Origin of the sequence: Acinetobacter sp. AG3 (assembly GCF_022343575.1) — a bacterium.
GTDB lineage: Bacteria > Pseudomonadota > Gammaproteobacteria > Pseudomonadales > Moraxellaceae > Acinetobacter > Acinetobacter guillouiae.
The window spans coordinates 4,495,769-4,508,360 of the sequence record NZ_JAKQZD010000001.1; the positions used below are offsets into that span (position 1 = coordinate 4,495,769).

Genomic DNA, 12,592 nt, shown 5'->3' on the forward strand with positions numbered 1-12,592 from the left:
ATACATTGAGGTTATGACTGCGCATGATACCAAAGAGTAGCTATCCAAGTGATCAAAAAATTTTAAGAGTTGTCTCAATTAACGTAAATGGCTTACGTTCATCCGTCACTAAAGGCCTACTTGAATGGATGGAAAAGTCAGATGCAGATGTGATCTGTATCCAAGAAAGCCGTATTACGCATGAACAGTGGACCGATAAATTTAAACCCGAAGGTTGGTTTACCCATCTGTTCCCTGCGGAAAAATCAGGCTATGCAGGTACAGCGATTTACAGTCGCTTGCCGTTTAAATCGATCCAGAATGGTTTGGGTTTTGAACTTGCCGATAGCCAAGGTCGTTTTATTAGCGCGGAATTTGATGTCGGTTTAGCCAAATCTGTGCACATCTGTTCGCTGTATTTACCTTCAGGCTCATCAGGTGATGAAGCACAAGCCCGTAAAGATCACTTCTTAGAAGAATATCGAAAAATTTTAAAACAATGGCGTGATGAAGATAAGTCAATCATTGTATGTGGCGATTACAACATCGTGCATAAACGAATCGATATTAAAAACTGGTCAGGTAACCAAAAATCGTCAGGTTGCTTACCGCATGAACGTGCTTGGTTAGATCATATTTATGATGAACTGGGCTATGTCGATACATTTCGTGAAGTCCGTAAAGAAGCGGAACTGTATTCTTGGTGGTCCAATCGTGGACAAGCGCGTGCGAAAAATGTCGGTTGGCGTATTGATTATCAAGCATGCTCACCTGACTGGAAAGATCGCACAGTCAATGCTTGGGTCTATAAAGATGAATGGTATAGCGACCATGCCCCTGTGATTATTGATTATCAAATTTAAACAGCCAAATGCTCAATTTTTAAATAAAAATTGAGCATTTTTGTGAACAAGTGTTCACTGATTACAAGGCAATAACTTACAAATTTTGTCGTGTTATCTTATATTTTCTTCATATCAACAAGCGCATTATACACGCACGGCACAGGGACATTGTCAGGATGACAGCAAAAGGATAGGACGCCGTAGGAAGAAAAGGAAATAAGTATTTTGAATATTTATTTTTCAAGGATGTGACATTGGACGTTGTAATGAGACCCGCATAATCAGGATGATTAGATGCGGGTTTTCTCTTTTTTTAGTTTCAATTTTCTTTAGTTTCAATTTTTTTATTTTTTAGATTCAAATCATTTAATCAGCCAGTCTACTGCTCGCTTCAATAAAATATTAAGCGCAAATTGTTAAATTCTGATGACAGCAATCATGTCTTTTAAAATATTTTATCTATTCTTATACTGTACATATTGGCAATTTTGCTACTCTTTCTGTCAAATCAAACAATTGAATAGTAGGTTAAGACATGTTGAAAATTTATGGAATCAAAAATTGTAACTCCATGAAAAAAGCTTTTGATTTACTGACTGAACTTGGCTTGAGTTATGAGTTTCATGATTATAAAAAACAAGGCATAGATGCAGAGACGGTTAAACAATGGCTCGATCATATTGGGCAAGATCTTGTACTCAATAAAAAAGGTACAACGTGGAAAAAACTCAGTGAGCAAGAACAACAACTGGCTTTGTCGAGTGAACAAGCACTGATTCAAGCGCTTACCACACACACCAGTTTAATTAAACGCCCCGTGATTGATCAAAATGGCCAATATGTAATTGGTTTTGATGAAGATAAAATTAAAGCTTTAAAACTTACAGTATAAAAATCATCGAGCAACAAAAAGCCTGATCAATAGATCAGGCTTTTTGTTGTAGTGAATCAATCTGCTTAGTTTGCACGCACCCAAGTTTGGTTGCGACCTAAAGCAGAAATACCCATATAACCACGTAACTTTAACTGGTTACCAGCAAGTTCACCTTTGAGCTTATAGGTCTTGCCATTTTTAGGATCTAGAATCGTACCATTGTCATAGTTTTTACCACCAACATTTTTTAGACCATTGACAATCGTCACACCTTTCAATGATTTATTGTGGTAAGCACCTTCACATTTGGTACAAGAGTTTTCTTCACCTGGCGTTAAAATACTTTGAATCGTTGCCGTCAATGTTCCATTTTTTTGTTCAGTGAATTTCACAATTGCTTTGGGCTGTTTCGTTGTGTCATCAATTGTTTTCCAAACTGTTCCATTGAGTGGATCCGCAGCATTTGCAAGAACTGTTGCTGATAATAAGCCTAATGCAAGTACAATTTTTTTCATTGTTTTGTTTTCCCTAGTCTAATTGACACTTTATAGTATCAAAAATTTACGTCGAATTAGCAATTCTTGAATGTGACTATATAGTGTACCCTTGTAACAAATGTTGATAAATCAACAAAAATAAAGTCAAAAGTTTAACAATATGGAAGGAACATGAAGATTAACTCAGCTCTGAAACAATATCTTACAGAATCTATTCTTAAATCTAGCTTCAAATTTCCAAGTCGTTTCAATCTTCCTCCTGCAACTGCACGTTTTGGAATAGAACAACTTGCACGTGTTTTTCCACAACGTAAAGATGTACAGATTCGTTCTTTGCGCATCGCGGGGATTCGGGCAGAAGAAATTAAACCGCAAGCGCATGCGACTCAAATGATTTTTCATATTCATGGTGGAGCGTTTTTTGTCGGTTCTATCAAAACCCATCGCGCGTTTTTATCTGAAGTTGCTGCACGTACGCAAATGCAAGTTTTACATGTAGATTATCCGCTCGCACCTGAAAGCAAATTTCCTGAAGCAGGTGATGCGATTTATGATATTTATCAGCAACTTTTAGATCAAGGTGTGCAAGCGAAAGATATTATTGTTTCTGGTGATTCCTGTGGTGCAAATCTGGCTTTGGCACTCGCTCTACGCATCAAACAAGAAAATAAGCAACAACTCCCAAGCGCCTTAATCCTGATGTCACCTTTCTTAGACCTGACTTTAACAGGTGAATCTCTACGCTATAATCAGAAGCATGATGCTTTACTGTCAATCGAAGCCCTTGAATCTGGTATTGATTTTTACGTACCAAAAAACATGGATCGTTCTTTACCCCCACTTTCGCCTATATTTGGAGATTTTGCAGGGCTGCCACCGACTTTAGTTCAAATTGGCTCTAAAGAGATTCTGTTGTCAGATGCGCAACGTTTCGAAGAAAAAGCCAAAGCTGCAGGCGTGCAAGTCAATTACAAGCTGTATACGGGAATGTGGCATAATTTCCAAATGTTTAGCCCGTGGTTTGATGAAGCAAAACAATCTTTAGCAGATATTGCTGAATTCGCGCATAAAATTGATAAAGATTAATCCCAATATTGACCAAATGGTGAACAACAAGCGCTTTAAAAGCCAAACTGTTGTTCACCTTTAAAAATAAAATCATCCATTTAAACAAAATGAGCATTCACTAGAATAATAATTATACAATTCATTGGAACTATATTTCTTGTCAGATTTATTTTTAGGGGATTTTCCCAGTCCGAATAGACTCTTAACCTATACTACAAAGTTAATCACACTTTTTAAAATTATGTATATATCCTTCAAGTATTTACTTCAACTTTAGTTTGAGTTTAAGCCAATAAGTTGCTACATTCTAAGTATCAACAATAAAAATCCAAGTGTGGATGGATTAGATTATGCGTAATAAAATTTATTCAGAAAAACGACGTAAAATTCATTCCTTATTCAATCAAGTATTGAAACATTCTTTTATTGCCAAATTAATCCATAAAAACCAACTCAGTAATAATCTGGAAATCGACCCACATACAGGTATTTATAATCAGTTTGCAATTAATACCTATTTAAAAGAGTTACATCCTCAGACTGAATCAAATTTTGGTATCGTTTTACTCAGTGTGGATAATTGGTGTGAAATCAAGAATAAATACACTCTAAAAATCGCACATAAGGCTTTAGCCGCAATCGCCCAAGAGTTATTGCAAAATATCCGTGAAACAGATCTTGTTGGTCGTTATAGCGAATCTGAATTCATTTTAATTCTCAGTGATGTTACTCAAGATCAAGCTCATCATATCGCAAATCGTCTATCACTTTTAATGAATCATTATGATTTAAAGATCAATAACAAAGTCATTCCACTTCAAACAAGTTGTGGTGCATCTGTTTCTAAACATGACAGCATGAGTAATGCGGTATTGCAGCAAGCAGACCAAGCGTTATATATTGCGAAAACCAATCGCAAAGCTTGTTATACGGGTACAGGTGTTTTATCTTAAAACAGCTATATATTTAAAAATTAATTACACTACTATTTATTTTATATTAATAATAAAATATTCTTTTATTAACAAATAAATGATAACAATTCTTTGTTTTAATAAATTTTAATCACTATAATTTAAAAAATTATTAATCAGTACTTAATGAATAGCAAACTGAAAAAACCTGGAATAATTATGAATGAAGGTATCGAATATAGGACTTAATCATTACTGGCAAAAGCTGAAACAACAATTAGATTCAAATATCATTATGAATTGGAGCAGTTTACATAAATGTATCTTGATTCTGTTCCTGACTGTTGCCCTTCATTTATCATGGATTGCGTGGAAAGTTTTTATTTTATTCAATCCAGAAACTTGGCAATGGGTCAATATCTCCTTGATTCGTTCACAACTTATGGTCAATGCTGGCTCCACCCTACTGCTTTTTTTCCTGATCGCATTTTGTTATTTCTTTCAGAATAAAAAATGGGCAAATACCATCCTCCCCCATATCGTCATCAGTATTTTTATTATCTTAATGCTTGCTGATGGCTTTCTTGTCGGTATCTATAGTCCAGCCACTGTTTTTGCATTCGTGTGTATTTCTGGTGTGGGTTTAATCTTATTCAATAGAAAAATTATTTATCTGCAAATTAGTACCGCCCTGCTGTTCTATATTGCAATGATGTTCTGTACCTATTGGCGCATCATTCCGTACGCTCCAATTTTTAATGAACATCTGTTGGAAAATAATCGGCATGACAATACCTTCTGGGTGGGAACGATGTTGTATTTTATAGTCACTATTTTAATTGTATGTTTGATTTTATGTGAAATTTTGCTGTCTCAGTGGCGCTATAGAGAATCATTAATTAAAAAACTCAGTGAAACGGATCCACTGACCAATTTATATAATCGTCGTTTTTTTAATGAAAAGCTTGATGATATCCAAAATAAGCAAACCCACTACGCCATTATCTTGATTGATATTGATCATTTCAAAGAAATCAATGATTTATATGGGCATCATTTTGGTGATGAAGCATTGTGTCAGGTTGCCAAATTATTATCATCTCACATTCGTCAGTCAGATATTGTGGCTCGTTATGGCGGTGAAGAATTTATTATTGCCATGCCTGAAACTTCTTTAAACATTGCTCAAGCACTTGCTGAACGCTGCCGATTGGCGATTCAAAACCAAGTGCTTGAATCGCTTGATCATCATTATGTTCAGCTGACCGCCAGTTTTGGTATTGCCACCTCGAATGATGATGACAATATCAGCAAAATTATTCATCTCGCAGACAAAGCGCTATATCGGGCCAAACAATCCGGGCGCAATCAAGTCCAGCTCTATCATGCTCAAATCAATGAAATAGCTTAAGCGGTATTCACTAGATTAAACTTGGCTACGATATTGCTCTTCACACGCTACAAATCGAAATTCTACATGGGCTTCTGCTATCCATTGTTGTACAGCAGGGACCGCTAATATCTTGTCGATATAACGCTGACTGTTCGCTGATACGGCAATGCCATAACCGATGAAACGCATCACAACTGGCGCATAAAAAGCATCGACAATCGTAAATTCATCAGCACATAAAAAACTGTCAGGATGTGGTCGCTCCGACCATAATTGTTCAATCCGTTTTACATCGTGCTGTAGTTTTAAATTTTCCTGCCAAAGCTGTGCCCCAATATGCTTTAAATCAGCATCTAAATTCATATCACAACAACTACGCAAAGCCATAAAACTACTGTGCATTTCAGCGGACATCGATCTTGCACGTGCACGTTGTTTTACATCTTGAGGCCACAAGTGTTTTTCAGGAAACTTTTCTGCCAGATATTCACAAATCGCCAACGAATCCCAAATTAAAAAGCCATCGTCCACTAAGGCTGGGACTTTGCCAGTTGGGTTTATTTTTAAAATACTTTGTTTAAATTGGCTATCGACATCAAAGTGATCGAAAGCAATAAGATGCTCTGTAAATGGAATGTTGAAATGCTGAATTACTAACCAAGGTCGCATCGACCACGTCGAATAATTTTTATCACCAATAAACAGTTCTAACATTCTAATACTCCTGTATTTATTACTTATTTTAAACTCAGCATACACAAGATAAGACTGTTCTAAAAGCATTTCAAAAAATGTTCGCTTTTAAAACAAATCAAGGAGTAGATCAACTACTCCTTGACGATGTATCAGACTGAATTGATTAGAATAAGAATGCCACACCTAAACCAGCTTTATAACTACGATCTCGCCCTTCCAAATCGACACCCACACTTCCATCAAGTTGGGTACGTTCATTGACTGCATAGATCAAACCAGAGCCTAGACCATACTTATAGTCTTGGCTTTCTGTTTTTGAATAAACAAACTCAGAGAACCCTGAAAGATTACCTGCAATTTTATAACCAACAGTTGGTACAGCGGTAACTGACCAATGCCCATCTTGCACAGCATAGTTCATGGTGATTCCAGTATTGACCAAATCGTTATACTGGTAAGCTAATGATGTGCCGATGCTATAAATATCATCTTCTTCACTAAAACCATCATTGCCCGTTGCAATCAAGGCTTGAGCCAAAATCGCCATAGATAATTTATCATCTTTTAAGTCGATGGCTTTTTTAATCCCAATAGAAACATCACCTAAGCCAGAGTCATCCTCTTTCATGCCTTTGTATTTGGTTTGTGTCCAAGCTGGACCCTGCCAGCCTAACTGTAATTCCATACTTGAGGTTAAACCAGTACGGAGCAGCATATCGCCATTAAGGGTTACAGTTTTTGCTTTTGCGCCATCTACTTTAGTTTCTGTATAGGTCGCACTTGGAAGACCTTGCTCCCAAGCCAATTGACCCACTGGCGTGATTCCTGTTCCGAAACCTGTTCCAGGACGATCAAAAGAAAATTCTGCTGCCATTGCGCTTATACTTAGACTCGAAGCAAGGGCTAATGTGATTCTATTTAAAATTGCCATATCAAGACTCAAAATTTACGATAATTCTTTGGACATTTTCGCACCGCGACTACGTAGTAACTCTAAAGATTCTTTCTCTTCAGGTAAAGCCTGAGACCAATCTATTTGATCAAATTCACAATCAAAGAACAAATCACTGATCGAAGATAAAATGGTTTTACCTTCTTCATCTTTGGTATTCGGATCAACCTTATGATCTAAAAGCTTGTCAATTGCAGGTACACAGGCTGCGCTTGCAGCATCCCACAATGGACCATAGCATTCTTCAGCATCCCACAAATAAAAATTTGCTTTGGCATTTATTAGAGCATCCAAGATATCTAAATGTGGTTGTAAATCTTGCGCTTTTTGTTCTGCTGTTAAAGGATCACCTGCTTCATAAGCATCACAAATTTTTTCCCACCATTTAAACAATCCGTCTGACCAAATTGAAACAGCTGGCCCTTTTTCAGGCTCCATAAAGTTAGGATCAAATCCATCTGCAAGCAAACGTTTGACTTGAGCAAGGTCTAAATCTTCTAAAGCCTGTATAAAGACTTGTTGTTGTGCTGATAACATGTTGATCTCACTATTCTATTCCTATACAGCATTATGACGAATATTTTTAAAATAGCTTTGAAAAATTTTAATCGTGTCGCTTTTATTTTATAAATGGCATTTATTGTTCATTTATGACAAAGAAGACAATCCATAACTCTTTTAGAACAATAAAATTGAAGACCATAAAAAAGCCCCGAAGGGCTTTTTATCAGATCATGCTTCATCTGCATCAGCAAGTTCTAGTTTTCCACCACGTGGATTTTCAATTTTTTCTAATACGTGCTCTAGGCTACGTTTTACGCGATCTATCGCACCGTGTAATGAAAGATCAATGTTTTTCGCTCGATGTTTTACCACGACTGGCTTCAAACCCGCTGCTTTAACCTCAATCATACACTGGATATCATCCGCCCCACCTTTGTCACCGTTCTCATCACTGATATGAACTGAAAACTGGGTAATACGTTCGCTATGACGTTGGAATTCTTGATTTAACTCATCGCGTACGTAAGTAATTAAACGATCACTATTTCTAATATTTTTATCTGTACGGATTTCTATATTCATAAAAAACATCCTCTTTCTAATCAAAAAACGAGTGCAAAACTTATATTTACGGCACACTTTGCGCCTGCTGTATAAGACAGCTTTTCACCTACAATAAATTGGAACCGTAACTCCTCTATTGCAAAGATGAACACTTTTAACGATCTGCAGATAGGTGTTCTTATACATTCAATATCAGGCCATATTGGAAAATATGCAAGTAGATTTTTAACTTTTTTATGAAAAGAATATGAAAAATGACATCTTGTTACGTTACTTTATAATTAAATGATTTAATTGATTTTTTAATGACTAATTCCAACTAAAAACATCAACTATGTTTAATTATTAGGCTTTTAATCGATATAAATTTTAAATCTTTGCTTTAAATATGCGACTCACGTTTTAAAACATTTCACCTCTTGATGTTTACATATTTATTTTCATTCCATCTAATTTTCGCTTTATTTTTATTTAAGAATCTGTATTCTTGAAGCGCTTTTCTTGGGGGAAAGGAAGAATTCATGAAACTTACACAAATTGCGGCTATCTGCGCAATCGCTTCAACTGCAACTTTGGCTCAAGCTGCGCCTGTTTGGCAAGATTTTAGTATTACTGGTCTTTATGGTGAAAACTATGAATTAACACCAGATGAGAAACAATCTACCATCACTTTTGAGTATGCTGCAAAACTTAAATACGGTGATTTCTTTGCTTTTGCTGACCGTACCAACAGTGATGGTCAGTCGGATACTTATTTTGAGGTTTCTCCACGTCTTAGCTTAGGTGCTGTTTCTGGGAAAAAACTTGAATTAGGCCCAATTAAAGACGTATTAATCGCGACCACTTGGGAAGGTGGTAAAGACATGAACAACTACCTATACGGTGTTGGTGTTGATTTAGCCATTCCTTATTTTCAATATGCGCAATTAAATTTCTACCGTGCCAATAATGAAATCCAAGAAGATGACTATCAATTGACATTTACTTATGGAATTCCATTTAAAATTGCATCTGAAGAATTCCTTGTAGATGGTTTCCTTGATTGGTCAACTGCAGAAAAAGATCAAGTTTCTCACTCAAGCGAGTTGAACTGGACGACACAATGGAAATGGAATGCGGGTAAACACATTTCTCCAGATACGCGTCTATATCTTGGTGTTGAACACTCTGTATGGCACAACAAATATGGTGTTCCAGGCAAAGATGAAAATAATGTCAGTGCTTTAATCAAGTATCATTTCTAAGACTGAGCTAAATCCATTGATTAGAAAGCAAAACTTCGGTTTTGCTTTTTTTATTGCCCTTAAAAATAATTCTTTTTAGAATACCCCTATCAATTTTCCATTGACCTGTATCCATGAATTTTCAGATCCGCCCTGCTCAAGCTTCTGACCTAACTGAGATTATGCGTATTTATAATCATGAAATTGCAACAGGTTTAGCAACATGGAACAGCCAATTAAAGACTTTCGCAGATTACCAGCAGTGGTTTCTAGAATTACAACAACAGCAATTTCCACTTTTTGTTGCTGAAGAAACAGCGACTCATGCCATTGCAGGCTATGCTGATTATGCAAGCTTTAGAGCAATCAACGGTTATCTATATACCGTTGAGCACTCTGTTTATATCGACCCAGAATTTACTCGACAAGGGCTCGGCAAACGCTTAATGCTGAAATTGATTGAACATGCTCAACAGCACAATATCCACGTTATGGTTGCTGCAATTGACCACGAAAATACTGGTTCGATTTATCTCCACCAACAACTCGGATTTAAACAAACAGGTTATATGCCACAAGTCGGACAAAAATTTGGGAAGTGGCGTGATTTGGTGTTGATGCAATTAAATTTTGATTAAAATAGAGCAGTATTTATACAGCATCCATCGTAAAAATTTTTTGTCGCTTTTTTAAAATCTGTTGTATAACCATAAACAATATTGCTGAACTTCAGAGCGAATATCGATGAATAAAATGATAATCAGTCTATTGGCACCATTTGCATTGATACTTAATACAGCAAGCCATGCTGCTGACTACGATGAACAAAATATAAAACAGGGTTGTGCCAAACTCAGTCAATATCGTAAATTGGGACAAAAATTTTACGACCAGAGAAACTATAAAAAAGCGCTTGATCAGTTTCAAAGACAAGCATCTTGGAGTGCTTTTTGTCAGTCTGTGGGTGAAGAAGACACTGGCATTCGGGTTTCAGATAATGACATCGACATTGCCAATAATAATGTGGGTTTAACGTATAGCAAACTCAATCAACCCTTATGGGCAAGAGCGTGGTTTCAAATTAAACCCACAAAAACCAGTCAATTTAATTTAAAAAAGTTAGTAATACCAAAACCAAACAATGACTTAACAGGAGAATATGCCAGTTATGCAGGTTTTGGCGAATGGAACAATATCACCGTTAAAAAACGTGATCAGAAATATCTCATTCAATTCACTGGTCTATGGATGGGTGCTCGAAGCCTAATTTATGGTCCAAATATTGGCGAGTTTGAAACAGAAATGCCTCTTCATGCCAAGAAAGCAAGCTATCGTTTTGAAAATTGTCAAATTGACATCGATTTCACTTATAACGCCTCTTTAGGCAATTTTATTGAAGTAGAAGAATTAAATGAACAAGCCGATTGTGGTTTTGGGATGAATGTTTCATCAACAGGCTCTTATCAGAAAGTTGAGCTTCAATAAAATTTTGATTCGGAATTCGAAATAGTTTAGTTTGTTGTATTATATGCTTTAATATCCTTTACTTAATACATAATAATTGGGTGAAAAATGGCAAAATTTCTAAATACGAGCGGTACAAATTTTTTCTTAGAAGAATTGATAAAAAATGCAAAAGAAAGACTGATTTTAATTAGCCCTTATCTTCGGCTTAATGACCGTATCAAAGAATTATTAGAGGATAAAAATCGTTTAAAAATTGATATTCGGATCATTTATGGGAAAAGCGATTTACATCCTGATGAAATTAAATGGATGCAAAAATTAGATTATGTTCGAGTAAGTTTCTGCAAAAATCTTCATGCTAAATGTTATTTAAATGAAACAAGTTGCATTATTTCCAGCTTAAATTTATATGAATTTAGCCAAGTAAATAATAATGAAATGGGGATCTTAATCAATAAAGAAGATGATACTGACGTATATAAAGATGCCTATGAAGAAGCTCAACGTATCATTCGTATTAGTGATGAGGTTCGAATTTCTCTTGATGAAGTCAAAACAGAAGAAGTAGAAGATAATTCAAAAGAGCTATTAGAGAATTCGAGTAAATTAACTTCCTCAAAACTTGCTGCTAAACATAAGCTTAAAACGCCTGAATTATTAGATAAACTTGTAGCAAAAGGTTTTTTAACTTTAAACGATGGCGGTAAACATTATTTGACTGAACAAGGTAAAACTGTGGGTGGAGAATTCAGGTCGAGCCAATATGGTGGTTATTTTCTGTGGAATGAAAATACAGAAATCTAGACTATTTTCATGTGTATTCGTTTAAGCTTAATCGAATACAAGGCTTGAAAAGAATGAAGTTCTCACTATTCATTTTATGAGTTGAGAGCTTCATTCCTCATTAACCATCAAATCGCCACTAAATCACGAATCCCCTTTTCAGGCATTTCTCCACCGATGCCTTGTGCTACCACTTGACCACGTGCCATGACGGTATAGTTATCTGCCAATTCCTCAGCAAAATCGTAAAATTGCTCGACCAGTACAATTGCCATTTCACCTCCATCTGCCAATTTGCGAATCACTCGACCAATATCTTTAATAATCGAAGGCTGAATTCCTTCGGTCGGCTCATCTAAAATCAAAACTTTCGGTTCGGAAGCTAAAGCACGTGCAATGGCTAATTGCTGTTGCTGTCCACCAGACAAATCTCCTCCACGGCGATGTTTCATTTCATCTAAGACAGGAAAAATTTCATATAAATGCTCGGGGACTTTACGGGTTTTTGCACCTGAAAACTTTGCCATACCGATCAAAATATTTTCCTCTACAGTCAGGGTTGAGAAAATATCACGCCCTTGAGGAACATAGGCTAAACCCGCGCGTACACGCTGTTCAGGGCTCATTTTAGCAATGTCTTTGCCATCCAATAAGATTTGCCCAGACTTAATCGGTAAAATTCCCATCAAACATTTTAATAAGGTGGTTTTACCCACACCATTCCGTCCTAAAACTACGGAACACTCTCCAATCGGCGCAGTTAAAGTCACATCACGGAGAATGTGACTGCCCCCATAAAATTGATTGACGTCTTTTATTTCTAACATGTTGCT

Annotated in this window: 15 protein-coding genes; 9 read left to right on the forward strand and 6 right to left on the reverse strand. The window is 36.2% G+C overall.

Annotated elements, in window-relative coordinates; translation table 11 throughout:
• Positions 1–23 precede the first annotated feature (23 nt).
• Positions 24–842, forward strand: a complete 819-nt coding sequence (locus L3V46_RS20960) for an exodeoxyribonuclease III (RefSeq protein ID WP_239046666.1) — start codon at positions 24–26, stop codon at positions 840–842.
• A gap of 517 nt (positions 843–1,359) precedes the next feature.
• Positions 1,360–1,716, forward strand: coding sequence for a Spx/MgsR family RNA polymerase-binding regulatory protein (locus tag L3V46_RS20965; RefSeq protein WP_239046667.1), 357 nt, complete (start codon positions 1,360–1,362; stop codon positions 1,714–1,716).
• 65 nt (positions 1,717–1,781) lie between these two features.
• Here the strand turns inward: L3V46_RS20965 and L3V46_RS20970 are convergent, their stop codons facing one another.
• Positions 1,782–2,213, reverse strand: a complete 432-nt coding sequence (locus tag L3V46_RS20970) for a DUF2147 domain-containing protein (RefSeq protein ID WP_034611232.1) — start codon at positions 2,211–2,213, stop codon at positions 1,782–1,784.
• A 153-nt stretch (positions 2,214–2,366) separates the two neighbouring features.
• Here L3V46_RS20970 and L3V46_RS20975 point away from each other — a divergent pair, with 153 nt between their 5' ends.
• The 3 genes from L3V46_RS20975 (at position 2,367) to L3V46_RS20985 (ending at position 5,588) form a co-directional block, all read left to right on the forward strand.
• Positions 2,367–3,281, forward strand: a complete 915-nt coding sequence (locus L3V46_RS20975) for an alpha/beta hydrolase (protein WP_004818371.1) — start codon at positions 2,367–2,369, stop codon at positions 3,279–3,281.
• Positions 3,282–3,613: 332 nt separating this feature from the next.
• The gene (locus tag L3V46_RS20980; RefSeq protein WP_034611229.1) at positions 3,614–4,216 is read left to right on the forward strand and encodes a GGDEF domain-containing protein; all 603 of its coding nucleotides are present in this window, start codon (positions 3,614–3,616) and stop codon (positions 4,214–4,216) included.
• Between the two features lie 184 nt (positions 4,217–4,400).
• Positions 4,401–5,588: a GGDEF domain-containing protein gene (locus tag L3V46_RS20985; protein WP_239046668.1), complete on the forward strand. Its 1,188-nt coding sequence runs from the start codon at positions 4,401–4,403 to the stop codon at positions 5,586–5,588.
• A gap of 15 nt (positions 5,589–5,603) precedes the next feature.
• On the opposite strand, the gene L3V46_RS20990 is transcribed toward L3V46_RS20985, so the two are convergent.
• From L3V46_RS20990 to L3V46_RS21005, 4 genes are all read right to left on the reverse strand, one after another.
• The gene (locus L3V46_RS20990; protein ID WP_239046669.1) at positions 5,604–6,284 is read right to left on the reverse strand and encodes a glutathione S-transferase family protein; all 681 of its coding nucleotides are present in this window, start codon (positions 6,282–6,284) and stop codon (positions 5,604–5,606) included.
• Positions 6,285–6,429: 145 nt separating this feature from the next.
• Positions 6,430–7,197 carry a transporter gene (locus tag L3V46_RS20995; protein WP_004818363.1) on the reverse strand — a complete coding sequence of 256 codons (768 nt, stop codon included), beginning with the start codon at positions 7,195–7,197 and terminating at the stop codon, positions 6,430–6,432.
• Positions 7,198–7,212: 15 nt separating this feature from the next.
• Positions 7,213–7,755 (reverse strand): ankyrin repeat domain-containing protein, encoded by a 543-nt coding sequence (locus L3V46_RS21000; protein WP_034611217.1) that lies wholly within the window; start codon positions 7,753–7,755, stop codon positions 7,213–7,215.
• 195 nt (positions 7,756–7,950) lie between these two features.
• Positions 7,951–8,304, reverse strand: coding sequence for an HPF/RaiA family ribosome-associated protein (locus L3V46_RS21005; protein WP_004718651.1), 354 nt, complete (start codon positions 8,302–8,304; stop codon positions 7,951–7,953).
• A 503-nt stretch (positions 8,305–8,807) separates the two neighbouring features.
• On the opposite strand from L3V46_RS21005, the gene L3V46_RS21010 reads away from it, so the two are divergent.
• The 4 genes from L3V46_RS21010 (at position 8,808) to L3V46_RS21025 (ending at position 11,780) form a co-directional block, all read left to right on the forward strand.
• Entirely contained in the window at positions 8,808–9,530 is a 723-nt protein-coding gene (locus L3V46_RS21010) for an outer membrane protein OmpK (protein ID WP_239046670.1), read from the forward strand.
• 113 nt (positions 9,531–9,643) lie between these two features.
• Positions 9,644–10,147 (forward strand): GNAT family N-acetyltransferase, encoded by a 504-nt coding sequence (locus L3V46_RS21015; RefSeq protein WP_096732573.1) that lies wholly within the window; start codon positions 9,644–9,646, stop codon positions 10,145–10,147.
• A 106-nt stretch (positions 10,148–10,253) separates the two neighbouring features.
• Positions 10,254–10,994, forward strand: a complete 741-nt coding sequence (locus L3V46_RS21020; protein ID WP_239046671.1) for a hypothetical protein — start codon at positions 10,254–10,256, stop codon at positions 10,992–10,994.
• Positions 10,995–11,081: 87 nt separating this feature from the next.
• Positions 11,082–11,780, forward strand: coding sequence for a phospholipase D family protein (locus L3V46_RS21025; protein WP_154129934.1), 699 nt, complete (start codon positions 11,082–11,084; stop codon positions 11,778–11,780).
• Between the two features lie 107 nt (positions 11,781–11,887).
• On the opposite strand, the gene urtE is transcribed toward L3V46_RS21025, so the two are convergent.
• Complete coding sequence (urtE, locus tag L3V46_RS21030) at positions 11,888–12,586, reverse strand: urea ABC transporter ATP-binding subunit UrtE (RefSeq protein ID WP_004818357.1); 699 nt, start codon at positions 12,584–12,586, stop codon at positions 11,888–11,890.
• Between the last annotated feature and the right edge of the window lie 6 nt (positions 12,587–12,592).

Bases quoted from the DNA above. Each gene is read 5' to 3' on its own strand.
- L3V46_RS20960 (WP_239046666.1), top strand. From the start codon at position 24: ATGATACCAAAGAGTAGCTATCCAAGTGATCAAAAAATTTTAAGAGTT.
- L3V46_RS20965 (WP_239046667.1), top strand. From the start codon at position 1,360: ATGTTGAAAATTTATGGAATCAAAAATTGTAACTCCATGAAAAAAGCT.
- L3V46_RS20970 (WP_034611232.1), bottom strand. From the start codon at position 2,213: ATGAAAAAAATTGTACTTGCATTAGGCTTATTATCAGCAACAGTTCTT.
- L3V46_RS20975 (WP_004818371.1), top strand. From the start codon at position 2,367: ATGAAGATTAACTCAGCTCTGAAACAATATCTTACAGAATCTATTCTT.
- L3V46_RS20980 (WP_034611229.1), top strand. From the start codon at position 3,614: ATGCGTAATAAAATTTATTCAGAAAAACGACGTAAAATTCATTCCTTA.
- L3V46_RS20985 (WP_239046668.1), top strand. From the start codon at position 4,401: ATGAAGGTATCGAATATAGGACTTAATCATTACTGGCAAAAGCTGAAA.
- L3V46_RS20990 (WP_239046669.1), bottom strand. From the start codon at position 6,284: ATGTTAGAACTGTTTATTGGTGATAAAAATTATTCGACGTGGTCGATG.
- L3V46_RS20995 (WP_004818363.1), bottom strand. From the start codon at position 7,197: ATGGCAATTTTAAATAGAATCACATTAGCCCTTGCTTCGAGTCTAAGT.
- L3V46_RS21000 (WP_034611217.1), bottom strand. From the start codon at position 7,755: ATGTTATCAGCACAACAACAAGTCTTTATACAGGCTTTAGAAGATTTA.
- L3V46_RS21005 (WP_004718651.1), bottom strand. From the start codon at position 8,304: ATGAATATAGAAATCCGTACAGATAAAAATATTAGAAATAGTGATCGT.
- L3V46_RS21010 (WP_239046670.1), top strand. From the start codon at position 8,808: ATGAAACTTACACAAATTGCGGCTATCTGCGCAATCGCTTCAACTGCA.
- L3V46_RS21015 (WP_096732573.1), top strand. From the start codon at position 9,644: ATGAATTTTCAGATCCGCCCTGCTCAAGCTTCTGACCTAACTGAGATT.
- L3V46_RS21020 (WP_239046671.1), top strand. From the start codon at position 10,254: ATGAATAAAATGATAATCAGTCTATTGGCACCATTTGCATTGATACTT.
- L3V46_RS21025 (WP_154129934.1), top strand. From the start codon at position 11,082: ATGGCAAAATTTCTAAATACGAGCGGTACAAATTTTTTCTTAGAAGAA.
- urtE (WP_004818357.1), bottom strand. From the start codon at position 12,586: ATGTTAGAAATAAAAGACGTCAATCAATTTTATGGGGGCAGTCACATT.